Raw genomic sequence first — 25,097 nt, 5'->3', positions numbered from 1 at the left:
TCCCCGTTTCGGGGCTCTCGCACAGGCGATGCCGGAAGGTCACGGGGAACGAGGAAGGCCCCCGCGATCGCGAGGGCCTTCTCATGTGCTCGCCATGTGTTCCGGGTCAGGTCCCGTCGGGTGGCGACTCGTCGAAGATGGTGCCGTCGTCGGGCTGCGTGGGCGTGTCGTCCGTCGGCTCGTCGGGAATGGTCGGCTCTTCGGACGGGTAGGTCGGCTGCTCGGTCGGCTGGGGCGCCTGCCCGCTCGACACGATCAGCGTGATCGTCGTCCCCGGCTGGTACTTGCCGCCCGCCTCGGGAGACTGGCTCAGCACGGTGTCCTTGGGCAGGTCACTCGGCTGCTCGACGACCTTCCACTTGAAGCCCGCCTCCTTGAGCATGTTCTTGGCGTCCCCGACGGTGAGGTTGACCACGCTCGGGACCTCCACCGCCTCCTTGGGCACGTAGATTCGCACGGTGCTGCCCTTGTTGGCCTTCTTGCCCGCCTCGGGCAGGGTCTCGAAGACGATGCCCTGCTTCCGGCTGGAGGGCTTGCTCTGCAGGCTGACCTGGAAGCCGGCGTCCTCAAGGGCCTGCTTGGCGTCCTCCACGGTCATGTTGAGCACGGAAGGCACCTCGACCTTCTCGATGCCCTTGGAGACCTTGAGCGTCACCTCGGAGTTCTTGTCCACCTCGGTGTCGGCCGCCGGTTCGGTGTCGATCACCGAACCCTTCGGTATCTCCTCGTCGAACGCCTGGACCGTCTTCACCTTCAGGTCGAGGTCCGTCAGCGCCTTGGTCGCCGCCTCCATGGTCTGCGAGGCCAGCGGAGGGATCTTCACCTTGCCCGAGGCGGTGGGGGTGCCGGGGGAGCTGAGGAACATGTAGCCCACGCCGACGAAGGCGCCGATGACCAGCAGGGGGATGAGGATCCACGCCGCGGTCTTGACCGCGGTGTTGCTGCTCTGCTGCCGGCGCCGGCCGCGCTCGCCGGTGCGCCCGCCCCCTTCCTCGCCGTACTCGTACGCCGGGACGGCGGTGGTGCGCTGGGTAGCCGGGCCGCCGGGCCCGGGAGCCTGCATCGTCCGGGTGGCCGAGCCGTAGTTGTTGGACATCGCCATGGTCTGGGCGTCCGTCGGGATGCCGGACATCGCCCGCTGGATGTCGGCCCGCATCTCCCCGGCGCTCTGGTAGCGGTGCGCCGGGTCCTTGGCCATCGCCTTGAGCACGATGGCGTCGGCCCACTGGGGGATGTCGGGGTCGATCTGCGACGGCGGGATCGGCTCCTCGCGCACATGCTGGTAGGCGATCGCGACGGGCGAGTCGCCGGTGAACGGGGGCTGTCCGGTCAGCAGCTCGTACAGCACGCAACCGGTGGAGTAGAGGTCGCTGCGGGCGTCGACCCGCTCGCCCCTGGCCTGCTCCGGCGAGAGGTACTGGGCGGTGCCGATCACCTGGGCGGTCTGTGTCATGGTCGCGGCCGAGTCGGCCATCGCGCGGGCGATGCCGAAGTCCATGACCTTGACGTCGCCGTTGCGAGTGATCATGATGTTCGCCGGCTTGATGTCCCGGTGGACGATGCCGCCACGGTGGCTGTAGTCCAGCGCCCGAAGGATCCCGTCGACCAGTTCGGCGGCACGCTCGGGCAGCAACCGCCGGTCGGCCCGGAGCAGGTCGCGCAGCGTGCGGCCGTCGACGTACTCCATCACGATGTAGGGAACGGGCGCACCCTCTGAGACGTCCTCGCCGGTGTCGTAGACCGCGACGATGGACGGGTGGTTCAGCGACGCGGCGGACTGAGCCTCCCGGCGGAACCGCGCCTGGAAGATGTGATCCCTGGCCAGGTCCGCGCGGAGGGTCTTGATGGCGACGATCCGATCCAGCCGGATGTCTCGGGCGCGATAGACCTCGGCCATGCCGCCACGCCCGACGACGCCGTCAAGCTCGTAGCGATCGCCGAGGCGTCGGGGCTGAGTCATTTCCTGCACTGTCCCTTACCGTTCATCTTGGGTGCCGGTGGGCTCTTGGGCCACCGGTGTCCATCATCGACCCGTTGCCGCATCACGTCTCCCCATTCGGCTGGTCTGTATCGCCGGGTTCGGGAGTCGTACTCGGTGTGGGGCTCGGTGTCACCGTCGGGGTGGTGGGCGTCGGGGTGGGAATCGTCGGGCTGGGGCTGGGGCTGGGCGGTGGTGACGTACTCGGCGTTGCGGTGGGCGTGGCCGATGTGCTTACCGTAGCCGACGGCGTGACCGAGGGGCGGACCGTCTTCGTCGGCGAGACAGGTGGTCTGCTCGTCGGAGACGCGCTCCGGCTCGGCGTGGCCGTCGGCGGTTCGATAGCCGGGCTCGACGGTACGACCGGTTTCTCCGGCTCGCTGCCGCCAGGCCGGCCGGTCAGCTCGTAGGCCGCCAGAGAGCCCAACCCGACCGCGGCGGCGCACGCCGCGATCACGGCGACGATCACTGTTCTCCGGCGCGGGCGACGGCGCCCATGAGGCGCAGGCCCGGTACCCGGGGGCGTCCCGCCCGCCCCGGCACCCCCACCGGCGCCCTCCGCGGAACCTCCGCCCGCACCGGCGCGAGCCCCGGAACCCGCCCCGGAACCCGCGCCCGCGCCCGCACCTGCGGCGGGGCCGACGGGTGCGGCCATGGCCGAGGTGATCTCCTGCGGCCACTCGGTCGCGGGCTCGGCGCGCCAGCCCGAGGGGTCGGTGAGCATGCCAAGACCGGTGGCGTCGGTGGCGGCCAGTGCGTCGAGCAGCACGTCCGCCCGTTCCGACAGCTCCCTGGCGCCGGCCGGGCGCCGCAGCGGGTCCTTGGACAGGCACGCCATGACCAGATCACGGACCGCGGGCGGGATGCTCTCCGGGAGCGGCGGCGGGGGCTCGCCGATGTGCATGAGAGCGATCGCCACCTGCGTCTCGGCGAGGAACGGCGCCCGGCCGGCCAGACACTCGTAGGCGACCACCCCGAGGGAGTAGATGTCGGTGGCGGGCGTCAGCGGTTCGCCGGACGCCTGTTCGGGGCTGACGTACTGGGCGGTGCCGAGTAGCACTCCCGTCTGGGTGACCGGCGCGGCCTCCAGCACCCTGGCGATGCCGAAGTCTGTGATCTTTATCACGCCCGCCTCGGTCACCAGCAGGTTGCCGGGCTTGATGTCCCGGTGGATGACCCCCGCGCGGTGCGCGGCCTGCAGGGCCCTGGCGGTCTGATGGACCACGTCGAGGGTGACCTTGGGGCTCAGCGCGCCGTCCCTGGCCAGGATGCCGGCCAGGGACTCGCCGGGCACCAGCTCCATCACCAGGTAGGCGACGCCGTCGCTCTCGGCGTAGTCGAAGACCTGCGCGATACCCGGGTCGGACAGCCCGGCCGCGATGCGGGCCTCGGAGCGGAAGCGCTGCCGGAAGGCGGGATCCTCCGCCACGTGCGCACGGAGCAGCTTCACCGCGACCTCGCGGCCGAGCAACTCGTCCCTGGCCCGCCACACCTCGCCCATGCCGCCCGACGCGATACGCCCCAGCGGGCGGTATCGGCCCCCGAGCAACGCGGTCATCTACCCAGCACCGCTTCCATCACGCTCTTGGCGATCGGGGCGGCGGTGTGACCACCTGAGGCGTCGTCACCCGCGCTTCCGGACTCGACGATCAGTGCGACGGCGACCTTGGGGTCCTCGGCGGGGGCGAAGGAGATGAACCACGCGTGGGGTGCCTGGCCCCTGGCGGTCTCGGCGGTGCCGGTCTTGCCGCCGACCGTCACGCCCGGAATCTGCGCCGCGCTCGCCGTGCCCTTGTTGACGACGTTGACCATCATCTCCTGGAGCTTGCGCGCGTTGTCCTCGCTCATCGCGGTGTCCAGCTCGTCGGGGTCGGCGGTCTCGATCTCGCCGCCCTCGGCATCCGCGATCTTGTTTACCAGGTACGGCTTCATGACCACGCCGTTGTTGGCGATGCCGGCGGCGATCATGGCCATCTGCAGCGGGGTCATCTGGTTGCTGCGCTGGCCGATCGACGCCTGGGCGAGGGCCGCCAGGTCCTCCTCGGGGCCGATCCCGCTCCCCGCGACCGGCAGCGGGATCGACAACGGCTCGCCGCCGATGCCGAACTTGGCGGCCTGGTCGCGCAGCGCGTCGTAGCCGAGCTCCATGGCGATCTTGCCGAACGGGGTGTTGCAGGACTTCTCCAGCGCGAACGAGAGCGTCACGCGCCCGGCACCGCAGGCCGCGCCACCGTAGTTGGGCAGGTCGGCGGTGGTGTTGGGCAGGTCGAGCACCTGCGGCGCGTCGACCTGGGTCTCCGGGCCAAGGGTGTCGTCGCTCTCCAGATAGGCCGCCATGGTGACCACCTTGAAGGTCGAGCCCGGCGGATAGGTGCGCTCGATGGCCCGGTTGACCAGCGGCTTGTCCTTGTCCTTGTCCAGCTTGTTGTAGGCCTCGTTGACGGTGGCCTTGTCGGGCTTGGAGAGCGGGTTGGGGTCGTAGGTGGGGATCGAGACCATGGCGAGGATCGCCCCGGTCTTCGGCTCGATCGCGACCAGCGCGCCCTTCTTGCCGCTGGCGCCCAGCGCCTTGTAGGCGGCCTCCTGCGCCCTGGGGTTGATCGTCAGGTCGACGTTGGCGCCCTTGCTCCGCTTGGCGGTGAACAGGTCGATGCTCCGCCGGATCAGCAGGTCGGCGCTGGTGCCGTTGAGCAGGCGGTTCTCCGTCCGCTCGATGTCGCGCTGGCTCTCAGGTGCGAAGAACCCGGTGATGGGCGCGTAGAGCTTGCCCTCGGGGTAACGCCGCTGGAAGCGGAACTTGGCGTCGCCGGTGTCGACGGACTCGGCGAGGACCTTGTCGCCCGCGGTGATCCGGCCGCGCTCGACCTCGTACTGGGCGTAGAAGTTGCGGGTGTTGCGCGAGTCGGCGCGCAGGTCCTCCGCCCGCACGGCCTGCAGGTAGTTCACGTTGATCATGAGCAGGCCGAACATGAGCAGGCAGGCCAGGGCCGCGCGCTTGAGGGGACCGTTCATCGCTGGAACACCTGCGTCATTCCTTCGTCCTGGATGGCCTGGGGCGGAGGCTTCCTCGCCGTATCCGACATGCGTACCAGCAGCGCGATAAGGATCCAGTTAGCCAGCAGCGCCGATCCGCCCTGGGACATGAACGGGGTGACCAGGCCGGTCAGCGGGATCAGGTTGGTCACGCCGCCGACGATGATGAAGACCTGCCACGCCAGGATGAACGACAGGCCGCCCGCCAGCAGCTTGGAGAACGGTTCGCGGGCCGCGATCGAGGTGCGCAGGCCGCGCTCCACCAGCAGGGCGTAGACCATCAGCAGGGCCATCAGCCCGGTCAGGCCGAGTTCCTCACCCGCGGCGGTGAAGATGAAGTCGGAGAAGGAGAGCGGGATCAGGTTGGGGTGGCCCTGGCCGAGACCGGTGCCCAGAACGCCGCCCTGGCCCATGCCGAACAGGCCCTGCATGAGCTGGTAGCTGCCGCCGAACGTGCGCTCGTACAGCTCCGGGTCCTCCGGGTTGAGAAAGACCTCGAAGCGGGCCGCGACGTGATCGAAGATGAGCCCCGCCAGCACTGCCCCGCCGACGAAGAGCAGGATGCCGATGAGCACCCACGAGGTGCGCTGGGTGGCGATGTAGAGCATCGCGATGAAGGTGCCGAAGATCAGCAGCGAGGAGCCGAGGTCCTTCTGCAGGATCAGCACGCCCAGGCTGAGGCCCCAGGTGATGAGCACCGGGCCGAGGTCGCGGGCCCGGGGCAGGTCGATGAAGAGCAGCCGCCGCCCGGCCAGGGCCAGCACGTCGCGCTTGGCGACCAGGTAACCGGCGAAGAAGACGACCAGGGCGAGCTTGGTGAACTCCGCCGGCTGGAGGCTGAAGCCGGCGATGCCGATCCAGATGCGGGCGCCGTTGATCTCCTGACCGAGGAACGGCAGCAGCGGCGAGACCAGCAGGGCCAGGCCGACGGCACCCGCGGTGTAGGTCAGACGCTGCAGCGCGCGGTGGTCGCGCAGCACGATCAGCGTCACGGAGAACATGACGACCCCGACGGCGGTCCACAGAAGCTGGTTGGTGGCCGAGGCTCCGTCCATGCCGGCCGCCTCAAGCCGATAGATGATCACCAGCCCGAGGCCGTTGATCAGTGTCACCAGCGGCAGGATCAGCGGGTCGGCCCAGGGTGCGAACTTGGCCAGCACCAGGTAGGCGGCCAGCATGAGACCGCCCAGGCCGAGGCCGTAGGTGAGCATGCCCGCGGGGACCTGGTTGTCGAGCGCCAGCCCCACATTGGCGTACGCCAGCATCACGATGGCGACCGCGAATGCGAGCATCGCCAGCTGGGCCAACCGCCGTTTGGCGGGAAGCGGGACAGGCTCGGCGCTAGGGGTGCTCATGGGTTCACTGTGACCTTGCGGGTTCGGGGGCCCTGGGGGTGCGGGGCGTGGAGGACGCGGAGGCGCTCGGCGATGTGGTCGGCTCGGTCTTCTCCTCGGCCTTGTCTTCGGCCTTGGCCGCGGACGACTTCAGCTCTTCGATCTTTTTCAGGCCTGCCTCGACGGTGGGGACGGGGATGCCGTCGCGGACCTGGCCCTGCTGGAACGCACCAAGGGTCGTGATCGATTCTGCGGTGCTCTGGGCGACCTCGAAAAGCTCAAAGGGGCCGAGGTTGGTCTTCACGCCTTGGAAAACCACGATTTCGTTACCTCTGGCCCCTACGAAGTATTGATCGTCCAGCCATTGCCCGCCGAAGTACCAGCCTAGGCCGCTTCCGATGACGATGACACCGCCCGCCGCGGCCACAAGGGGCCACAGTCGGCGACGTTTGGCCGGCCTGGCGGCGGCCCTGATGATCGGCTCGTCGGGATCGTCGTCGGCGATGACCGGTTGCGGCATGGTGACCGCGCTGGCACGTCCTGCCGGGGTGTCCGGTGGCTGGGACCGTGGCATGCCGGAGCCGGCGGCACCGACCACGGCCGCCTCGGTGCGCGGGACGAAGCTCTCGTCCACCTCCAGCACGTCCGCCAGGACGCAGGTGATGTTGTCCGGACCACCGCCCCGGTTGGCCAGGTCGATGAGGGTGCGGACCACCCCGTCGGGATCCTCGATCGTGGAGAGCGTGTGGTGCAGGGTCTCCGCGCTCACCACCCCGGACAGGCCGTCGGAGCAGAGCAGGTAGCGGTCGCCGACCTGGGCCTCGCGCAGGGACAGGTCGGGGTCGACCTCACCGCTGCCGTCGAGCGCCCGGAGCAGGATCGACCGCTGTGGGTGGGTGGCGGCCTCCTCGGCGGTGATCCGGCCGTCGTCCACCAGCGACTGCACCAGCGTGTGGTCGTGCGTGATCTGGTAGAGCTCTCCCGCGCGCAGCAGGTAGGCCCGGGAGTCGCCGACGTGGACCAGGGCGACCCTGGTTCCGGACCAGAGCATGGCGGTGAGGGTGGTGCCCATGCCCTTGAGGCTGGGATCACGGCCCACCATCTCGTGCAGCTTGCGGTTGGCGTCGCGTACCGCTGCCTCGATGGTGCTGAGCAGGTCACCTCCCTGGGCGTCCGCGTCGAGTGAGGACATCGCGGCGATGGCGACCGAACTGGCCACCTCGCCGTGTGCGTGGCCGCCCATGCCGTCCGCGACGGCGAGCAGGCGGCCGCTGGCGTAGGCGGAGTCCTCGTTGCCTTCGCGGAGGAGGCCGACGTCAGAGCGGGCGGCGTAACGGAGTGCGATGGTCATTTGCGCAATTCGATGACGGTCTTACCGATGCGGATCGGAACACCGAGCGGCACCGGAGTCGGACGGGTGACTTTTGAGCGGTCGAGATAAGTGCCGTTGGTCGAGCCGAGATCTTCCACGATCCACTGACCGTCCTGGGGGAAGAGCCGGGCGTGCCGACTGGAGGCGTAGTCGTCGCTGACTACCAGCGTCGCGTCGTTCGCCCGGCCGATGGTGATGGGCGTCTCCGAGAGGGTAATGGTGGTGCCTTGCAGGGGGCCACCGGTGACGACCATCTGCCGTGGCTCCCCCTTCTTGGATTTGGCCGCGGGCTTCACCGGCTTGGGAACCTTGCGCGCGGGGACGACGGCGGCCGTGCGTGATCCGAACAAGTCCGTCCGGATCACGCCGACCGCGGCAATCACGAAGAACCACAGCACCGCGAGGAAAGCGAGCCGGATCAGCAGCAGCGTGAGCTCGGACATGGACCGTCTATTTACCTTTAATCGCGCCGGAAAACCAGAGTCGTTCGCCCCAGCGTCACGCGAGTGCCGTTCTGGAGCTCGACCCGGCGAACCGGCTGGCCGTTGACGAAGGTGCCGTTCGTGGAGCCGAGGTCGACGAGCGCGACCTGGGGACCCTCCACCCGTAGCTCGGCGTGGTGCCGGGACACACCCGGGTCGACCAGCCGTAGATCACAGTCGGTGCCCCTGCCGAGCAGGGTCACCGGGGTTGTCAGGTCGAAGGACCGCTGGCCCTGCGGGTCGTCCTGGGTGGACACCAGCAGGCGGGGGCGGCCTCCGAACGCGTGCGGTTTGGCGGTGGGCACGTCGCTCACCGGCTGGCGGATCTCGTCCTGCTCGACCGTCGCGCCACGGATCACGCCCGAGCGGATGCGGAACAGGCCGACCGCGAGGTCGTCTGCCGTCTCGAAGCGGACCCTGACCGGTCCCACGAAGGAGTATCCCTGTTCCTTGGCGTACTCCCTGGCGAGGTTGGCCAGCTCGTGGCTGATGCTGTCCGCGTAGACCTCCAGTCGCTCGCTGTCGGTCGTGGACAGCTCGACCACGAAGTCGTTGGGCACGAGAGTGCGCCCCTGGGCGACGATCGCCGCCCGCTCGTCCATCTCTCGTTGGACCGCACTGGCGACCTCTACCGGCTGAAGGTCAGATTTGAACGCCCGCGCAAAGGCCCCTTCAACCAAGCCTTCGAGCCTCCGCTCGAAACGCTGAAGGACTCCCACCGGGTACCTCCCCTCCTCCGTCTATGTGGTCGCGGCCGCTTGGGGGCTCGTTGGCTCGGTCCTCGCTCTCTCGCACCCAGCTGCTCCGCTTTCGCATCTAGGAGGATCGTATCCGGGTTCGTGGGTACCGGCTGATACGTGCTAATGTTTCGACCGCACCCAACAAGGGCGGGTGGCGGAACGGCAGACGCGCACGGTTCAGGTCCGTGTGTCCGAAAGGACGTGAGGGTTCAAATCCCTCCTCGCCCACAAGATCATGACCCCGGTTACGCGGATACCGCGACCGGGGTCTTTCCGTCTCCTGGGAAACCGCGCATTCATCTGAGCCATCCATGAGGTCTCGTGGCGGACCGAGTCGATCATCGATCAAGGTAGCCGCTCGCTCCGTTATAGAGAAGTCTCGGGGCTTACGTATGGGTCTTGTGGTTTTTGGGGCAGTGCGGCACGCCTTCCCGTTCTACCCGTCCACGCTTGCTGATCGCTTTCGGATGACTTGCATGGGTTTGCCGGTTGACTTATTACGCTGACAGAGAAAACGGGCCGGGGGAGAGGATCTCCCCCGGCCCGCGGCGTCCGCCGGCCCGCCGAGTCGATGGATCGGCGGGCCGATCCGGGACGAGGTGGTCCCACAGGTGCGGCACCTACCGGCACCCACCGGTGTTCACCGGGTGCGACGGCGGGGCGCCTCGGGGGCGACCTCGGCACGGAGTGCCCAGGAGGCCGGTGAGGGGCCCCGGCCGCCGCACTAGCGGGTCGCGAGCACCCGGACGCCCAGGATCTCGCCGAGCAGGTCCGTGAGGCTCACCATGCCGACCACCTCGCCGCCGTCGTCCGTGACGAGACCCAGGTGCGCGTGGGCGTCCTGGAGGGCGGAGACGGCGTCGGGGATCGTGGTGGCCTTGTCCAGGCGGGGCACCGGCCGGGCGAGCTCCGCGGGGCTGGCATCCGGCCGGACGAGGATGTCCCTGATGTGCACCACGCCCAGGACGTCGCGCGGCTGGCCGGAGGTGACCAGCAGACGCAGGTGCCCGTCGCGCGCGGCCACCTCGCGGATGTGCGTGCCCGTCGCGTCGCCGGGCACCGAGGTGGCCTTGGCCAGCGGCAGCATCAACCGTTCGACCGGCTGCTGGTGGACTCGCAGGGCCCGGGTGAGCAGGTCGTGTTCGTCCCGGTCGAGCAGCCCCATCCGGCCCGACTCACCGACCAGCATCGCCAGCTGGACAGGGGTCCTGGTGGTGGCCAGCTCGTCCCTGGGATGCACGCCGAACAGCTTCAGGATCCCGTTGGTCAGGCCGTTGAGCGAGGCGAGCACCGGCCTGACGACCCAGGTGAAGCCGCGGAACGGCAGGGCCAGACCCATCGCGGCGATCTCGGGATGGGTCAGCGCCCACGACTTGGGAGCCATCTCGCCGACCACCATGTGCAGGAAGGTGATGATCGCCAGCGCGATCATCAGCGAGATGGGGACCCGTAGCGACTCGGGCACGCCGACCGCGCCGAAGACCGGTTCCAGCAGATGCTCGACGGCGGGCTCGGTCACCATGCCCAGACCGAGCGAGCAGAGCGTGATGCCCAGCTGCGCACCGGCCAGCATCAGGGAGAGCTCCCTGCCGCCGCGCACGGCGGCGCGGGCGGCGATCCGGGTCAACCGGCCGCCCTTGCCCGCGAGCTCCTCCAGACGGTGCCTGCGGGCTGAGATCACCGCGAACTCGGCGGCGACGAAGAAGGCGTTGCCGATCAGCAGGGCCACACCGAGCAGTAGGGCGGCGGTGGTGCTCATCGTCGCTTCACCCCGCTCCGCTCGATCATGGAAGTCTCCGGGACAGGCTCGATCATCTGCGGCGCGGTCATCGCCGGATCATCCTCTCTCCCCGCCGTTCCCGGCGTCGCCTCCCCCACGGGATCGTCCTTTTGCGGTACGGCGAGCGACAGTCGTACCCACTCGGGGACCCTGCGGTGCACCGACAGCACGGTGAGCAGCGCGTCCTTCTCGTCGGCGCCGTCGTTCTCCAGGGGGTCGTTCCGCAGGGTCAGCGTGACGGTCACGCTGTCACCGGGCTCGGCCATCCGGCCGAGGGTGGCGAGCACGAGGCCCGCGACGGTGTCGTAGTCGTCGCTCTCCGGAAGCTGCAGACCGATGGCCCGCTCGATCTCGTCCAGCCTGAGCGTGCCAGGCAGGTCCCAGGTGCCCTCCTCACCCGCGACGACCCCCGCGGGCTCCGGGTCGTTCTCGTCGACGAGCTCGCCGACGAGCTCCTCGGCGAGGTCCTCGACGGTGACCACGCCGGCCAGGCCCCCGTACTCGTCGATGACGCACGCCAGGTCGTCGCGGGCGGCGCGCATGCGCTCCAGCACGACGGGGAGCGGCAGGGAGGTGGGCACCAGGAGCGCGGGACGGGTGATCTTCTCCAGCGTCCCGGTGCTCAGCCCCGACTTGAGCAGCTCGCGCACGCCGGTGACGCCGACCACGTCGTCGCCGTTCTGGTCGCAGAGCACCGGGTAGCGGGAGTGACCGTGCCTGCGGACGGCTTCGATCAGGTCGGAGATCGGGCGCTCCTCCCTCAGCAGCACCACGCGGGGACGCGGCACCATGACGTCCTCGGCGGTACGGTCGCCGAACTCCAGCGCGCGCTCAAGCAGCTCCGACAGCCGTGGCGGCAGGTCGCCGGTGCTGGCGGACTCGGAGATGATCCGGGACAGCTCCTCGGGGCTGGCGCCGTGCTCGATCTCCTCCACCGGCTCGACGCCGACCCGGCGCAACAGGCCGGTGGCGGCGGAGTCGAACAGCCGGATGACCGGTCCGGCGATCCGCAGGTAGATCAACGTCGAGCGGGCGAGGAACTTCGCCACCGGCTCGGGACGGGCGATGCCAAGGTTCTTGGGGGCGAGCTCGCCGAGGACCATCTGGATGACGGTGGCGACCGCGACGGCCAGTGCCACGGCGATGCCGGGCACGGCGCCCGACGGGACTCCCGCGGCCTCCAGCCAGGGGCGGATGACCGTGGCGATGGCGGGTTCGGCGATGAAACCGACGAGCAGCGCGGTGACGGTGATGCCGAGTTGCGCGCCCGACAGCATGAACGACAGGCGTCCCGTCACCTCCAGCGCCCGTTCCGCGGCCACGTCGCCCGAGTCGGCCTGCTCACGCAGCACACCGCGGTCCGCTGCGACGAAGGCGAACTCCTGGGCGACGAAATAGCCGGTGGCGAGGGTGAGCAGAAGTACGGCCAGCAGGCCCAGAGCCGTGTTCACCGGGTAGCTCTCCCGGTCGGTTCAGCGGTTCCCGTGCGTTTGCACGGGCAGGTACTCCACGAGTCCGGAGTGGACACGATCATCCTTTCGAGCAGAGGTAGTTCTCTACCGTAACGATCCGGGTAGGGGTTGATGTTTCCGGATCAGCAGACGATCGCATTGTCGGTGGCTAACAACCTGTCTGAGTACATTTACATAGGGAAACCTTGGGGACCCTGCGGCATGCGCGTGAGCCGCGACGTAGCGTCGATAATGACGTTTTCACCATGAGATCAAGAAGTGGCGGGACACGACGTGGCTGACTGGCCCGAAGACGACGATCGCACTCGCGCGCTGCGGTCGCCCACGCCGGGGCCCGCGCCGCAGCGAGCGGCCGGGCAGCCCGCCCACCCCTTGCCGGGCGGGCCGGCGGGGTCCGCCCGGCGGGGGACGTCCGCGGGCGAGGAGGTACCGCCCCCACGAGGAGGCTCGCGGGTGTACGGCAAGGCCAGGTCGGGCTCCAGCCCGGTCAGACCGCTGAACGCCCCCTCCGACGGCTCCGGCGGCCCGGGTGGTGGCGGCGGGCCGCGGCTGCCGGGCTGGCGCCCGAAGCGTCCGGGCAGGCTGATCGTGCGGATCCTCGCCGGGCTGCTCGTCGTGCTGCTGGTCGTGGCCATCGGCGGATATTTCATGATCAACTCCCGGCTGACCAGGATCGAGGCGCTCGCCGACTACGAGGGCCGGCCCGCCGACACCCCCGGCACCAACTGGCTGCTGGTCGGCTCCGACAGCCGGGAGGGCCTGACCGCGGCACAGCGTAAGAAGCTCGCCACGGGCAAGGCCGTGGGCCGCAGGACCGACACGATGATGCTGCTGCACATCCCCGACGGTGACGGCCGCCCGACCCTGGTCAGCCTGCCGCGTGACTCCTACGTGCCGATCGACGGCCACGGCAGCGACAAGCTCAACGCCGCCTACGCCTTCCAGGACGGCGGCCCCAAGTTGCTGGCCAAGACCGTGGAGAAGGTGACCGGGTTGCGGCTCGACCACTACATGGAGATCGGTTTCGGCGGCTTCGTGGGCATCGTCGACGCCATCGGCGGGGTCGAGATCGACGTCAAGCAGGCCATCAAGGACCCCAAGGCCGGGATCAACCTGAAGAAGGGGCTCCAGCTCATGGACGGCGGGACGGCCCTCGGCTACGTCCGTACCCGTGCCACCGGCGCCATCCCGGACTTCGACCGGACCCAGCGCCAGCGGCAGTTCTTCTCCGCGGTGGTGAAGAAGGCGGCCAGCCCCGGGGTCCTGATCAACCCCTTCACCTCCGTGCCGCTCGCGCTGAGCGCCGCCGACTCGGTGTCCGTGGGCGAGGAGACCGGCGCCTTCGACCTGCTCTCCCTCGGTCTCGCCATGGGCGACAACCCGGTCACCACCGTCGTCCCGGTCGGCTCCCTGCCCACCATCAACGGTCAGGCGGTCGTCAAGTGGGATCGGGAGAAGGCGCTGCGCCTGTTCGACGCGCTGGCCGAGGACAAGCCCGTCCCCAAGGACGTCCTCGCCAAGTAGGCGTCCATCGACGCTACCGGTGCCGTGGTCGTAAGCACTCCGTAAGCGGCGCGCGACCACGGCACCGGTAGCGTCGATCCCGAGGCCGGTCTCGGCCTCGAGGACCAGAGCCGGGGCCCCACGCCGGAGGTATTCGATGAGGATCAAAAGACTGCTCCGACACCCCGCCACGTGGGGCGTTCTGGCGGTCGGTACCGTCGTGCTCGGCGTCGCCCTCTACCTGTTCCAGCCCTGGCGCCTGTTCACCACGGTCGAGGTGAACGAGGCGTTGCCGGCCGTGGCCGTGACCTCCGGGCCGGAGGCGACCCCGGTGGTGGAAGACGGGGCGAGCGAGCCCGCCAAGGCACCCGAGGAGCCGAAAAATCTGGCCAAGGGCACGTTCATCTCCCACGAGCACGAGACCACGGGCAAGGCGAGGGTGCTGGAGCTCCCGGATGGGAGCCGGGTCCTGCGGATCGAGGACCTGGACACCTCCGACGGCCCGGATCTGCGGGTCTGGCTGAGTGACCAGCCCGTCAAGGAGGGCAGGGCCGGATGGTTCAACCTGGACGACGGCAAGCACCTCGAACTCGGCGAGCTGAAGGGCAACCGGGGTAACGCCAACTACGCCATCCCCGCAGGGGCCGACCTCGACAGCCTGAAGAGCGTCACCATCTGGTGCAAGCGCTTCGGCGTCTCCTTCGGCGCCGCCGCCCTCACCTGACACAATGCCCGGATTATGAGTGTTTCCGAGGAACTGCATGCCATTGGCCGCCCGCTCGTCGAGGTGCAGCTCGCGCACCCGACGGTGGTCGGCATCGCGCGAGGGGACCTGCCCGAGCCGGTGTTCCGGTCCTGGCTGGAGCAGGACTACCTGTTCCTGCTCGACTACGTCCGGGTTTTCTCGCGACTCGCCTGGCAGGCCCCTGACGGGCACCTGGGCGACCTGGTGGATCTGGCCCACGCCACGTTCCACGAGGAGTTGAACCTGCACCGTTCACTGTCCGCGGAGTTCGGCGCCGATCTCGGCGGGGTGCGAAAGGGGCCTGCCTGTGCGGCCTACACCTCCTTCCTGCTCGACTCCGCGGCCGTCTACGCCGACGGCCTGGCCGCGCTCTACCCCTGCATGTGGGGTTACTCCACGCTCGGTCGGGCCCTGGCCGAGAACCCGCCCGACGAGCCGCGATACCGTGCCTGGGTCGACACCTACGCCCACCCGGCCTTCGCCGAGCTGACCGAGCGCATCGCCGTGATGATCGACGAGGCGGCACCCGATCCCGGCAGGGCGGGAAAGCTGTTCACCGAGGGAATGGCCCACGAACTCGCCTTCTGGGACGTGCCCTGAGCCCGTCCCCTCGTGGCCCGTTTTCGTCTTTCCCGGCCTCCTGACTTCCCTCGCCTTCGGCTCCGCTCTCCTCGGCAGCGGTCTCGCCGATCCTTCGGCCACGGGGCGCCGAAGGTTGGCCGATCCAGTCGGTCAGTTGTGGTGAATTAGCTCACTATCAGGGGAAATTGAGAGTCCGGATGAGGGCGTCCGAGAGGCTTTGCGCACCCATCAGGTGTGGGAGTTGGAACAATGGGCGCATGAGTGTTCCTGAGGTCGAGGTACGGGCCGTGCCGGATGACGCGTTCCTGCTCGACGTACGCGAGAACGACGAGTGGCGTGCCGGGCACGCGCCGGGAGCCGTCCACATCCCGCTGGGTGAGCTGCAGTCCCGGGTCGACGAGGTGCCCAAGGACGCGCCCGTCTACGTGATCTGCCGGGTCGGCGGCCGTTCCGCCAACGCCACCGCCTGGCTCAACCACGTGGGCCGGGACGCGATCAACGTCGGCGGCGGTATGCAGTCCTGGGAGGTGGCGGGGCGTTCGATGGTCGCCGAGAGCGGTCAGGACCCGTTCGTGGCCTGAGCGGCCTGAGTGGTCTCAGTGGTCTGAGTGGTTTCAGTGGCCCGGGGGGCCTGAGACGACGTCTATCGAGGAGGCGGTCCTTGCCAAGAAAGGAATAAACGGCATAATCGGGGCGAATTATCTACTGCGGGAGCTCGGGCGTGACCGGGCTGAGAGGGCGGAACCACGCAGAGGGTCGCACAGATCCTCCGACGCGCCGCCGACCGCATGAACCTGTCCGGACAGTGCCGTCACGGCCCATCGCGTGGCCCCTGCGCAGGTCAGAGGCCACCTACAGGTGGCGTAGGTGGCCCCTTTGGCGTCCGTACAGCTACGAAGTACGGCACTAGCCTGGCTGAGAACCCCTAAGTGCGTGTTTTCGAACCCGGGATCCGTGTTACGTAGTTTTACCGATGCCGATAAGCAACGAGTCTGGAAGTATCACGTCCGCCTTTGCGGCGGACTTCGCCATTGGCCCCGGGAAGTGCCAATGGCGGCCGATACCTTGCGTCAACCCACGCGACACGACACGAAGGAGTGCTCATCGTGACACCCGAGACGGACCCGGCGACTGACCTCAGCGGGTGGGGTGCCGCGCTGGCCAGTGCCTTCGAGATACTGCTCGGTGGAAAGCCGACCGTCGACCCCGCCGCCAGATACGGGGTGTATTACGCCTCGGACCCCCTCGACGAGTTCCTGTTCCCGAATCCCTGGGCCACCCCTGACGCGCTGTCAGGTCGGGAGCCGAGGCACCTTCCGGATTCGGACGGTGAGTACCCCTTCTCCCCTTGGGCATGGCAGTTCAACCTGAGCGAGTCGCTGTTCCGCTTCGACGCCGAACTCCTGGCAGGAACGGGACCGTGGGGCGACGGCGGGCACAAGGGCCCCCGGCCGTTCGACGACACCTTCGTCGCCGACCTGCGGACCGTCTCCTCGGTCGATGAAGCCGGTGAAGTGCTGGTGCACGGCGCGGAGTTGGGACCGCTCCTGGGCCGCCATGGCGTCGACCTGACCAACAAGAAATCCAAGAAACTGAACGGCTGGCTGACCGTGCTGCTGCGCGTCGCCACCGATGGCACTCTCACCGATGCGATGCGGGCCGCCACGTTCACCGAGCGTGGCCCCGAACACCTGGTGTCGATTCACGACATGGATGACGCCCGCTCCGCCGACGAGCCCTGGGAAGAAAGGCTGAGCGCGGTCACGCATCCCGCGCTCCGCGACCATCTCCGCATGCTCTGCCTCACCGAGGACGACGCGCGCAGCGAGGGCGGCTTCTACTGCGGCGCCGACTACTGGCCGTGGACCGATGTCCTGGAAGCGGTCGGCTGCTCCCTTGTCGCAGGCTGGGGGTTCGGCGAGTCCCAGGCCGGTACCGCCGTCGTGCGATTGCCAGACAAACCAGGAGCGCGCTGAGCACGCTGAACCGCGCCGGGTTTCGTGGAGACTCGGCGCGGTTCACCTCGTGGCGCACAACAGCCGTGAAGTACAGCTACCGCTACGTACGTAGCTGTACTTCTGCGGATGTGCACGGACTCGTCTCGTGAGACGGTCGCGCGAACCCCGCGCTGGCCGAATCCAGACAGATGGTGCATCATGATGGGCGCGAGCTGGGGTGATCTCGGCTTTGCGTATCAACCAGCGCGGGAGCTTGGGGCAACCAGGCTGAGAGGGCAGCTACAGCTGCTGCCGACCGCATGAACCTGTCCGGGTAATGCCGGCGTAGGGAGCGTGTGATGTCGCCTGCCGTCGTTGACTCCAAGTCAGCCGAGGCTCCCCTCACCCTCGACGAGGCTCCTCCCAAGGAGCTCGGCGTGCTCGACCAGGGCGCGCTCTGGGCCAACCTGGGGGTCAGCCTGCTCGGATTCTCCGGCGCGATCGCGCTGATCGATCCGCTCGGCGACCGGCCGCTGAGCTTCGTGGCCGCGGTCCTGGCCGCCGTCGTGGGCAGCGTCATCGGCACCGCGATGGTCGGCCTGGCCGCCATTCCCGGGCAGCGGACCGGCGCTCCGGCGATGGTCCTGCTCCGCGGGCTGTTCGGCGCCAGGCTCTCGTACCTGCCGACCGTGCTGAACATCATCCAGATGTTCGGCTGGGGCGCGTTCGAGCTCTGGGTCATCGCCCAGGGCGCCCAGGCCATCGCCGGATCCTTCGGGATCGAGGTGCCTTACGCGGTCTGGGTGGTCGTCGGAGGGGTGATCACCACCGCGCTGAGCATCCGGCCACTGGGAGCGGTCCGGTTGCTCCGCCGGTACGTCACCGCCGGCGTGGTCGTCTCGATGATCTGGTTCGCGGTCGCCCTGTTCAGCCGGGGACCGTCCATCGGCGGTGGATCGTGGGAGGCCTTCGCGCCCTCGGTCGACTACGTGATCGCGCTGTCGGTCTCGTGGGTGCCGGTCGCGGCGGACTTCGCCCGGTTCTCCAGGTCCGGCAGGGCCACGTTCACCGGTGTCGTCGGCGGCTACACGATCACCCAGGTGGCCTGCCTGGTCCTGGGAATCGCGGCGCTCGCCCTGGTCGGCAACGACACCGAACGGGTCTGGGACCCCTTCGTGGCCGCGGCGCTCGGCCCGCTGTTCTTCGGCATCCTGGTACTCCGGGAGACCGACCAGTCGTTCGTGAACGTCTACTCCACCACCATGTCACTGCAGAACCTGATGCCCAGGCTGGACCGCAGGGTCATCTCCGTGGTCATCGGGGTACTGGTCACCCTGCTCGCGATCTTCGTCAAGGTCGACACCTACACCGCGTTCCTGAGCCTGATCGGGGCGGTCTTCGTGCCGATGTTCGCGGTGCTCGCCGTGGACTACTTCCTGCTCGGCGGCGCCAGGCGCTGGGACACCTCCGACAGCGCGCCCTCGCGCTGGCTCATGGTGGCCCCGTGGCTGCTGGGCTTCGCGGCATGGTGGATGCTCGCCGCGCTGCCGGCCGCCCCGGAGCTGGCCTGGTGGACCTCGTTCTGGACCGATGCCCGTGACCTGCTCGGCTTCGTCCCGCAGCCGTGGATGAGCGCGGCGGTCGGCGCGTTCCTCGTCGCGGGTCTCGTCACCCTGGGCACCGGTGCGCTCCGGCGCCGTCCCTGACCGGGCGGAGGCGCGCTACGCGCGGGACTCGATGCGCAGCAGGCGTTCCTTGGCGGCCGAGCCCCCGGCGTACCCGCCAAGGACCGACTCGCTCTCGACGACCCGGTGGCACGGCACGATGACGCACACCGGGTTGCTGCCCAGCGCGTTGCCGACCGCGCGCAGCGCCCGCGGCCTGCCGATCCGCTCGGCGATCTCGCGGTAGGTCGTCACCGTCCCGTACGGCACCGAGAGCATCATCTGCAGCACCGTCCTGGAGAACTGGGTGGCCAGGCGCAGGTCGACCGTTGTGGTGAAGGCACGGAGCCGGGCGGAGAAGTAGGCGTCCAGCTCCCGGCGGACCGGGTCGAGCCGCCGGGGGTCCGGCCCGATGAAGGTGCCGACCTCCCTGCTGATCCGCTCGAAGACGACGTTCTCGTCCTCGTAGCTGCAGGCCACCACACCCCGGCCGGTCACGGCGAGGGTAAGACGCCCCAGCGGTCCGTCGAGCGTGCCGAACGCGATGTCGGGATGGCTCGTGCCGACGTAGTCGGGCGAGGTCACCCGTAGCAATGCATCGATGTCGCCGGATGACATGGCCCCACCCTTTCGTATCCAGGTGTGTGGTGACCGCAGAGTATCGGACGGATCGCCCGGCCAGTGGCAACACGTGCGGGACGAAAGTGCCAAGATCAGGCCGGTTGAGACGGCACTATGGGTGTGTGGTGGACTACACGGCCGACAACGACGGGGGCATCGGCCGGGCGGTCGTGGCCGACGCGCCCAACGCGATCGTCGCCATTGATCGTGAACAGACGGTCATCGCCTGGAATCCCGCGGCCGAGCGCCTTTTCGGCTGGCCGGCCGAGGAGACGGTCGGCCGGCGGGTTCCGGTGGTTCCCGAGGAGCTGATGGCCGAGCACAACGCGGTCCTGGAGAAGGTCCGCACCGGTGGCCAGGTGTCGCTGCGGACCAAGCGGTTCCGCCGGGACGGCAGCCTGCTCGACCTGCGGATCGACACCGGCGCGCTCTCCTCGCGGGACGGCACCCTCAGCGGTTATGTCAGCGTCTACCACCTGGCCCAGGACGACGAGAGCGCCAACGACCGCAACGCCCGCCGGGCACAGCTCGTCCGCCGGCTCACCGACGTTGTCGCCGACATCAACGCCGAGCTGGAGCTGCCCGCGGTGCTCGACCGGATCGCGGCCAGCCTCGCCGACCTGACCGGGGCCGACGCGGGCGGATTCGTGCTCATCGAGGGCGACCGGCTCCGCCTCGTGGCCCGCCACAACCTTCCCGGCTCGATGCGGAACTCCACGGCGGACCTCCGCACCAGCCTGGTCGGCAAGCTGCTGCGCGAGGGCAGGACCATCCTGCTGGAGACCGGTGACCAGGACCGGCTGGACGAGCTGATCTGGTCGCAGCTGCCCGGCCTGCACACCATCGCGCTCGGTCTCGCGGCCATGGGCGGGCGACCGTACGGCGCGCTGTACGCGCTCTTCGCCAAGCGCAAGGTGGGCCACCTGGAGCTGGAGCTGCTGGAGCTCCTCGCGGGTCACGCGGGCATCGCCGTGGGCAACGCGATGGCCTACCAGGAGGCCGTACGGCAGCGGGCCCACGAGCGAGCGGTGTTCGACGCCAGCGCCGACGGCATAGCGGTCCTCGACGAGCTGGGCCGGGTCGTCCAGTGGAACCCGGCCGCCAGCGAGCTGACCGGCTTCCACTCCGCCGAGGTGATCGGCGGTCCGCCCCCGTTCCAGCTCCCGGCACCGGGAGAGAAGCTCACCATCCAGTTGCCCTCGGGCATCTGGCTGGACGTGCTCTGCGCGGAGATCGTGGAGACGGGCGAGATCGTGGTCGACTTCCGCGACATCACCCGCGCGAAGGAGTTGGAGGAGGCCAAGGATCTCTTCCTGGCCACCACCAGCCATGAGCTCCGCACCCCGATCACCGTGGTCCGCGGCTTCGCCGGCACCCTCGACGACCGCTGGGACAGCATGACCGACGCCGAGCGCCGTGCCGCGGTGCACATCATCGCCGAGCGGGCCCGTTCCCTCGGCCAGCTCATGGACCACCTGCTGCTGGGCTCGCGCGCGGGGGCCGGCGAGCTCACGCTCAGGATCGAGGGCTTCGACCTGGCCGAGCTGGTGCGGGGGGCCACGTTGGGCCTGCCGATCCTGTCGGATCTGCACCGGGTCGAGGTCGACGTTCCCGATGACCTGCCCCTGGTCTCCGGCGACGCGCTGGCCACCGATATCCTGCTGGCCCAGCTGCTGGAGAACGCTTTCAAATATTCGCCGGACGGTGGTCTGATCAGGGTAGAGGCATGGCTGGATGGTGACCGGGTGGTGTTGGTCGTGGACGATGAGGGCGTGGGCATCGCCCACGCCAGCAGGGAGCGCGTCTTCGACCGCTTCGTCCAGGCGGACAGCGGTGACCGCCGCAGGTTCGGTGGAGTCGGGCTTGGTCTCTACATCGTGCGCAGCCTGGCACGGGCCCAGGGAGGAGAGGTGTCGGCGCATCCACGCCCCGCGGGCGGCACCCGGATGAGGTTGGCACTCCGCATCGCCGACACGCCGGACGCTCTTACCTGATCGACACGCCAAGGCGGTAACGAGTCGGTAACGGATCCGCTGATCTATTGTCGAATGTGCACAAGCTGTAATTGCTGCTCGGTTTCCGAGGCTATCTAACGGGGCATTTCGGTCGTACTGGGGTGAGTTCCTCAGGGGGGAAAGGCATACGGGGAGGTGAGTGCGTCGAGCGTCGTGTTGTTGCCGTATGCACCGTCCAGCGTCGCTGTCGCACGCCAACGCCTCTGCTCTGACCTGCAGGAACGGGGTGTGTACGAGACCGCTATAGACGACGCGGTGCTCGTGGTCAGCGAGTTGCTGAGTAATGCGCTGCGTCACGCGCACCCGTTGCCGTCGGGGCAGATCAGGGTGTCATGGCACTGGACCGAGGAGCAGGTCGAGGTTGCGGTGAGTGACGGTGGCGCGGCCACCGAGCCAAGGGCAGGGCGCCCGACGCTCTCCTCCCTGGGAGGGCGAGGCCTCGGAATCGTCGAATATCTGGCCTCGACATGGGGAGTCAGGCACGAGGGGGACATCACCACGGTCTGGGCGGTGGTCACGGCGGTCGACACGGTAGGTAACGGCCATGTTTCCACCCCCGAACCCGCCCTCAGGGAATGCGGATAGTCCTTCCGTCGGGTGCCGTCCCGCTTCGCCTGTCATGAAGCGGGACGGCACCTCTTCCGTCCGGAGTGTCGTCAGCCTCCGGCGAGCGCGGGCCGGTGCAGTACCGCCCGCTCCCCGGTGCTCCAGGCCGTCGTGACGAGCAGGTAGATTCCGGCCGCGAGCGGCAGCACCGCCGCGACCAGCACGGTCCCGTACGGCAGCAGGGGCAGCATCCGGCGCAGCGCCGCGGGCTGGACGTCCTCGCTCATCGTGCTCCGCGTCTGGCGGGAGGCGACCCACGCCACGGCGACGAGCAGCAGGAAAAGTCCGGCGAAGACCAGGGTAGGGCCGCTGAGCAGCCCGAACCCGGCCACCGCGCCCGCGAACTGCTGGCCGAGCGGCACCCCGAGGAGCCCGTGGGTCAGCAGCGCGTTGGCCTGGCCGGCGATCGTCGAGGAGACGAACGCCTGGTAGGTCACCATGAGGAACGGCAACTGCGCCACCGACGGCAGGCAGCCTGCCAGCGGTGAGGTCCTCTCCCTGGCGTAGAGGGCGGCCAGTTCCCGCTGGAGCCGTTCGGGATGGCGGCCGTGGCGTTTCTGGAGTTTCCGGACCTCAGGCGCGAGGCGGATCCTGGCCCGCTCGCCCCTGGCCCGCATGACGCTGAGCGGGAGCAGCAGGAGCCGGACGAGGAGTGTGAAAACGACGATCGCGAGCGCGGTGGAGCCCAGTGGCCCCGCGAGCGCGGTGATGAGGTCGGCGGTGAACCCGATGACGGGGTCGAACATGGTTGGGGCCCTTCTGACCGGAGTGGAGACGGTACAGAGGACGCCCGCGCACCGCGGGGGTTTATCAGAGCGCGTGCGCGCGGCACACGGTGGTCGCGGGGGGTTACGCGGGCGCCGGGCCCGCGGAGGGTGCTCTGGGCCGGGATCTCCCGGCCGCGTCGGGGTCGCGTTGCCGGACGAACATCGTCCGCCTGGCCCGATCGCGCCGCGACAGCGGCGACCGCGCCCGCGCACCGGAGGTGACGGGCGCCGGTCGCAGTGCCCAGGCGAGCAGGAGCACGCCCAGCCCGACCACGGCGGTCGCCGTCAGGACGCCGCCGCCGTCGAACATCCAGACCGTCAGTGTCTGGACGGCGAGGAGCAGGTTCATCTCTTGGACTTGGACACCACGGTGACCAGGGCGACGACCACGAAGGCCACGACCGCCAGCACGATCACGAACTTCAGCAGCCCGAAAAGGGCGGGCAGCACGAGCCCGAACACCACATAGAGCGCAAGCAGGGCGCCCAGGACCGCCAGCACGATACGACTCATGTGTTCCACCGTACGCTGACAGGGGAAGCGGCGGGCGCCTTGATCGTAACGATCGAGTGCTTACGGACCGGTGACACGGCTTAGGGATCTCCCCTCGTGGGCCTACCGTTGAGGTCATGAGCGCGCGGATTCTGGTGGTCGACGACGATCCGATGGTGGCCGAGGTGGTGGCCCGCTACCTGGAACGTGACGGTCACGTGGTCGAGTGCGTCGGAGACGGCGCCGAGGCGCTCAGGCGCGCGCTGTCCAACCCGCCGGACCTGATGGTGCTCGACCTGATGCTCCCCAAGATGGACGGGCTCCAGGTGTGCAGGAAGCTCAGGGAGCGGTGGCCGGTTCCAGTGATCATGCTGACCGCGCTGGGTGAGGAGATGGACAGGGTCGTCGGTCTGGAGACCGGTGCCGACGACTACGTCACCAAGCCCTTCAGCCCCAGGGAACTGGCCCTGCGCGTGCAGTCGGTGCTGCGGCGGGCGCGCGGCGCCTCGCTGCCGACCGGCACCGGGGTGCTCAGGGACGGTGATCTGACCGTCGACGTCGGGGCGCACGAGGTGCGGTTCCGAGGTGACGAGATCATGCTGACCGCCCGCGAGTTCGACCTTCTGGCCCACCTGATGCGCAACCCCCGCCAGGCCTTCAGCCGCTCCGCGCTGCTCAACCAGGTCTGGGGCTGGTCCTTCGGCGACTCCTCCACGGTGACCGTCCACGTCCGCCGCCTCCGCGAGAAGATCGAGCCGGATCCGACCGTTCCCCGGCGCATCGTCACGGTGTGGGGCGTCGGCTACCGCTACGAACCGCTGGTGGAGCCGTGATCCCCGAGATCCTGCTGATCGTCGCGGTCACCGCCGGCCTCGGCCTGCTGGTCGCGCTCGCCGGGTTGGGGGCGATGTGGCTGCTGCGCGAGCGGTCGATCGGCGCGATGCTCGCGGTGGTCGTCGTGGTGACCGTGGTGGCGACGGTGGGCGGCGTGGTCGCCATCACCCTGAAAATGATCATTGAGGGTACGCCGAGGGACATCGTGCTCAGCGTGGTCGCGGTGGGTGGTCTGGTCGGGCTGGGCGTCGCGACGGTGCTCGCCCGCCGGGTCGTGGCGGCCAGCCGCAGGCTCGTCGACGCCGTGCACGCGGTGCCCGACTCGGGGGAGTTCACCCCACCCGGAGGTCTCCCCGCCGAGCTCGGCACGATCGCCGGGAGCCTGGATCAGGCCTACCGGCGCCTGCGCCTGGGCCACGAGCGCGAGCGCGCCCTGGAGAGCGCGCGCCGTGAGCTCGTCGCCTGGGTCAGCCACGACCTGCGTACCCCGCTGGCGGGCATGCGGGCCATGGCGGAGGCCCTGGAGGACGGGGTGGTCGCCGACCCCGAGACCGTAGGCCGTTACCACCGGCAGATCCGTCTGGAGGTGGACCGGCTGTCGGGAATGGTCGACGACCTCTTCGAGCTGTCCAAGATCCACGCGGGGGCGCTGCGCCTGTCACGCAACCGGATCGGCCTCGGCGACCTGATCGCCGACGCGCTGGCCGGGGTGGAGCAACTGGCCAGGGCCAAGGGGGTGCGGCTGGCCGGCGAGGTCGACCCGGTGATCCCCGTTCAGGCCGACGCGGCCGAGCTCTCCCGGGCGCTGCGCAACCTGGTGGTCAACGCGATCAGGCACACTCCCGGCGACGGCACCGTCCTGGTCCGCGCCTCGATCGAGGGCCAGATCGCCTGCCTGTCCGTCGCCGACTGCTGCGGCGGCATCCCGGCGGACGACCTGCCCCGCGTCTTCGACGTCGCCTTCCGCGGCGAGGCGGCCCGCACGCCCAGTGCCGACGGCGCCGGAGCGGGCCTCGGCCTGGCGATCGCGCGCGGCATCGTCGAGGCCCACGAGGGAGCGATCGGCGTCGTCAACTCCGGCCCGGGCTGCCGCTTTGAGATCCGCCTGCCGATCTCCGTCTGAACGGCACCGCCCGGCCG

General features: G+C 69.2%; 23 protein-coding genes, 1 tRNA gene and 1 riboswitch. Of the genes, 11 read left to right on the top strand and 13 right to left on the bottom strand.

The genetic code is table 11. The features are described from left to right. Positions 1 to 106: 106 nt before the first annotated feature. The 7 genes from pknB to ACWD3H_RS19125 form a co-directional block, all read right to left on the bottom strand. Positions 107 to 1,960 carry a Stk1 family PASTA domain-containing Ser/Thr kinase gene (pknB, locus tag ACWD3H_RS19155; protein ID WP_451955900.1) on the bottom strand — a complete coding sequence of 618 codons (1,854 nt, stop codon included), beginning with the start codon at positions 1,958 to 1,960 and terminating at the stop codon, positions 107 to 109. Between the two features lie 82 nt (positions 1,961 to 2,042). Then, the gene (locus ACWD3H_RS19150) at positions 2,043 to 3,536 is read right to left on the bottom strand and encodes a serine/threonine-protein kinase (RefSeq protein WP_451955899.1); all 1,494 of its coding nucleotides are present in this window, start codon (positions 3,534 to 3,536) and stop codon (positions 2,043 to 2,045) included. Continuing rightward, a complete protein-coding gene (locus ACWD3H_RS19145; protein WP_451955898.1) occupies positions 3,533 to 4,990 on the bottom strand; it encodes a peptidoglycan D,D-transpeptidase FtsI family protein in 1,458 nt (485 codons plus the stop codon). Before ACWD3H_RS19145 ends, ACWD3H_RS19150 begins: the two co-directional genes overlap by 4 nt. Further along, the gene (locus tag ACWD3H_RS19140) at positions 4,987 to 6,366 is read right to left on the bottom strand and encodes an FtsW/RodA/SpoVE family cell cycle protein (protein WP_355566172.1); all 1,380 of its coding nucleotides are present in this window, start codon (positions 6,364 to 6,366) and stop codon (positions 4,987 to 4,989) included. The genes ACWD3H_RS19145 and ACWD3H_RS19140 overlap by 4 nt, the downstream gene beginning before the upstream one ends. 4 nt (positions 6,367 to 6,370) lie before the next feature. Continuing rightward, on the bottom strand, positions 6,371 to 7,696 hold the full coding sequence (locus ACWD3H_RS19135; protein ID WP_451955897.1) for a Stp1/IreP family PP2C-type Ser/Thr phosphatase: 1,326 nt from the start codon (positions 7,694 to 7,696) through the stop codon (positions 6,371 to 6,373). Then, positions 7,693 to 8,160 carry an FHA domain-containing protein FhaB/FipA gene (locus ACWD3H_RS19130; protein WP_350913965.1) on the bottom strand — a complete coding sequence of 156 codons (468 nt, stop codon included), beginning with the start codon at positions 8,158 to 8,160 and terminating at the stop codon, positions 7,693 to 7,695. Before ACWD3H_RS19130 ends, ACWD3H_RS19135 begins: the two co-directional genes overlap by 4 nt. Before the next feature lie 17 nt (positions 8,161 to 8,177). Continuing rightward, a complete protein-coding gene (locus ACWD3H_RS19125; RefSeq protein ID WP_350913967.1) occupies positions 8,178 to 8,918 on the bottom strand; it encodes a DUF3662 and FHA domain-containing protein in 741 nt (246 codons plus the stop codon). Between the two features lie 166 nt (positions 8,919 to 9,084). Between ACWD3H_RS19125 and ACWD3H_RS19120 the strand changes: the two genes are divergently transcribed. Next, a tRNA-Leu gene (locus ACWD3H_RS19120) sits at positions 9,085 to 9,167 on the top strand. Positions 9,168 to 9,663: 496 nt separating this feature from the next. Here the strand turns inward: ACWD3H_RS19120 and ACWD3H_RS19115 are convergent. Together ACWD3H_RS19115 and ACWD3H_RS19110 are read right to left on the bottom strand one after the other, a co-directional pair. Next, positions 9,664 to 10,698 (bottom strand): hemolysin family protein, encoded by a 1,035-nt coding sequence (locus tag ACWD3H_RS19115; RefSeq protein ID WP_355566164.1) that lies wholly within the window; start codon positions 10,696 to 10,698, stop codon positions 9,664 to 9,666. Continuing rightward, positions 10,695 to 12,170, bottom strand: coding sequence for a hemolysin family protein (locus ACWD3H_RS19110; protein WP_451955896.1), 1,476 nt, complete (start codon positions 12,168 to 12,170; stop codon positions 10,695 to 10,697). The genes ACWD3H_RS19115 and ACWD3H_RS19110 overlap by 4 nt, the downstream gene beginning before the upstream one ends. Positions 12,171 to 12,644: 474 nt before the next feature. Between ACWD3H_RS19110 and ACWD3H_RS19105 the strand changes: the two genes are divergently transcribed. The 6 genes from ACWD3H_RS19105 (at position 12,645) to ACWD3H_RS19080 (ending at position 18,664) form a co-directional block, all read left to right on the top strand. Further along, positions 12,645 to 13,715, top strand: coding sequence for an LCP family protein (locus tag ACWD3H_RS19105; protein WP_451955895.1), 1,071 nt, complete (start codon positions 12,645 to 12,647; stop codon positions 13,713 to 13,715). Between the two features lie 136 nt (positions 13,716 to 13,851). Next, positions 13,852 to 14,418: a DM13 domain-containing protein gene (locus tag ACWD3H_RS19100; RefSeq protein ID WP_355560797.1), complete on the top strand. Its 567-nt coding sequence runs from the start codon at positions 13,852 to 13,854 to the stop codon at positions 14,416 to 14,418. Between the two features lie 15 nt (positions 14,419 to 14,433). Beyond that, positions 14,434 to 15,039 (top strand): TenA family protein, encoded by a 606-nt coding sequence (locus ACWD3H_RS19095; protein ID WP_350913977.1) that lies wholly within the window; start codon positions 14,434 to 14,436, stop codon positions 15,037 to 15,039. A gap of 239 nt (positions 15,040 to 15,278) precedes the next feature. Then, entirely contained in the window at positions 15,279 to 15,602 is a 324-nt protein-coding gene (locus tag ACWD3H_RS19090) for a rhodanese-like domain-containing protein (protein WP_355560794.1), read from the top strand. A 525-nt stretch (positions 15,603 to 16,127) separates the two neighbouring features. Then, entirely contained in the window at positions 16,128 to 16,997 is an 870-nt protein-coding gene (locus ACWD3H_RS19085) for a hypothetical protein (protein ID WP_451955894.1), read from the top strand. A 217-nt stretch (positions 16,998 to 17,214) separates the two neighbouring features. Next, a riboswitch (TPP riboswitch) is annotated at positions 17,215 to 17,327 on the top strand. Then, positions 17,318 to 18,664: a purine-cytosine permease family protein gene (locus ACWD3H_RS19080; protein WP_451955893.1), complete on the top strand. Its 1,347-nt coding sequence runs from the start codon at positions 17,318 to 17,320 to the stop codon at positions 18,662 to 18,664. (Overlaps the previous riboswitch by 10 nt.) A 15-nt stretch (positions 18,665 to 18,679) precedes the next feature. On the opposite strand, the gene ACWD3H_RS19075 is transcribed toward ACWD3H_RS19080, so the two are convergent. Beyond that, positions 18,680 to 19,240 carry a methylated-DNA--[protein]-cysteine S-methyltransferase gene (locus tag ACWD3H_RS19075; protein WP_343970715.1) on the bottom strand — a complete coding sequence of 187 codons (561 nt, stop codon included), beginning with the start codon at positions 19,238 to 19,240 and terminating at the stop codon, positions 18,680 to 18,682. Positions 19,241 to 19,365: 125 nt separating this feature from the next. On the opposite strand from ACWD3H_RS19075, the gene ACWD3H_RS19070 reads away from it, so the two are divergent. Both ACWD3H_RS19070 and ACWD3H_RS19065 read left to right on the top strand, forming a co-directional pair. Further along, entirely contained in the window at positions 19,366 to 21,237 is a 1,872-nt protein-coding gene (locus ACWD3H_RS19070) for a PAS domain S-box protein (RefSeq protein ID WP_451955892.1), read from the top strand. 156 nt (positions 21,238 to 21,393) lie between these two features. Then, positions 21,394 to 21,843 (top strand): ATP-binding protein, encoded by a 450-nt coding sequence (locus tag ACWD3H_RS19065; RefSeq protein ID WP_451955891.1) that lies wholly within the window; start codon positions 21,394 to 21,396, stop codon positions 21,841 to 21,843. Positions 21,844 to 21,914: 71 nt separating this feature from the next. Here ACWD3H_RS19065 and ACWD3H_RS19060 read toward each other — a convergent pair whose 3' ends face one another. From ACWD3H_RS19060 to ACWD3H_RS19050, 3 genes are all read right to left on the bottom strand, one after another. Continuing rightward, positions 21,915 to 22,610, bottom strand: coding sequence for a YidC/Oxa1 family membrane protein insertase (locus ACWD3H_RS19060; protein WP_451955890.1), 696 nt, complete (start codon positions 22,608 to 22,610; stop codon positions 21,915 to 21,917). 103 nt (positions 22,611 to 22,713) lie between these two features. Next, positions 22,714 to 22,980, bottom strand: coding sequence for a DUF6412 domain-containing protein (locus ACWD3H_RS19055; protein ID WP_350913989.1), 267 nt, complete (start codon positions 22,978 to 22,980; stop codon positions 22,714 to 22,716). Continuing rightward, positions 22,977 to 23,144, bottom strand: a complete 168-nt coding sequence (locus tag ACWD3H_RS19050; RefSeq protein ID WP_326646316.1) for a hypothetical protein — start codon at positions 23,142 to 23,144, stop codon at positions 22,977 to 22,979. Before ACWD3H_RS19050 ends, ACWD3H_RS19055 begins: the two co-directional genes overlap by 4 nt. A 116-nt stretch (positions 23,145 to 23,260) precedes the next feature. On the opposite strand from ACWD3H_RS19050, the gene ACWD3H_RS19045 reads away from it, so the two are divergent. Then, positions 23,261 to 23,956, top strand: a complete 696-nt coding sequence (locus tag ACWD3H_RS19045; RefSeq protein ID WP_355560773.1) for a response regulator transcription factor — start codon at positions 23,261 to 23,263, stop codon at positions 23,954 to 23,956. Next, on the top strand, positions 23,953 to 25,080 hold the full coding sequence (locus ACWD3H_RS19040) for a sensor histidine kinase (protein WP_355560770.1): 1,128 nt from the start codon (positions 23,953 to 23,955) through the stop codon (positions 25,078 to 25,080). The genes ACWD3H_RS19045 and ACWD3H_RS19040 overlap by 4 nt, the downstream gene beginning before the upstream one ends. Positions 25,081 to 25,097: the final 17 nt, after the last annotated feature.

Source organism: Streptosporangium sp. NPDC002607 (assembly GCF_053592655.1).
This window is presented reverse-complemented; position numbering and strand designations above follow the sequence as displayed.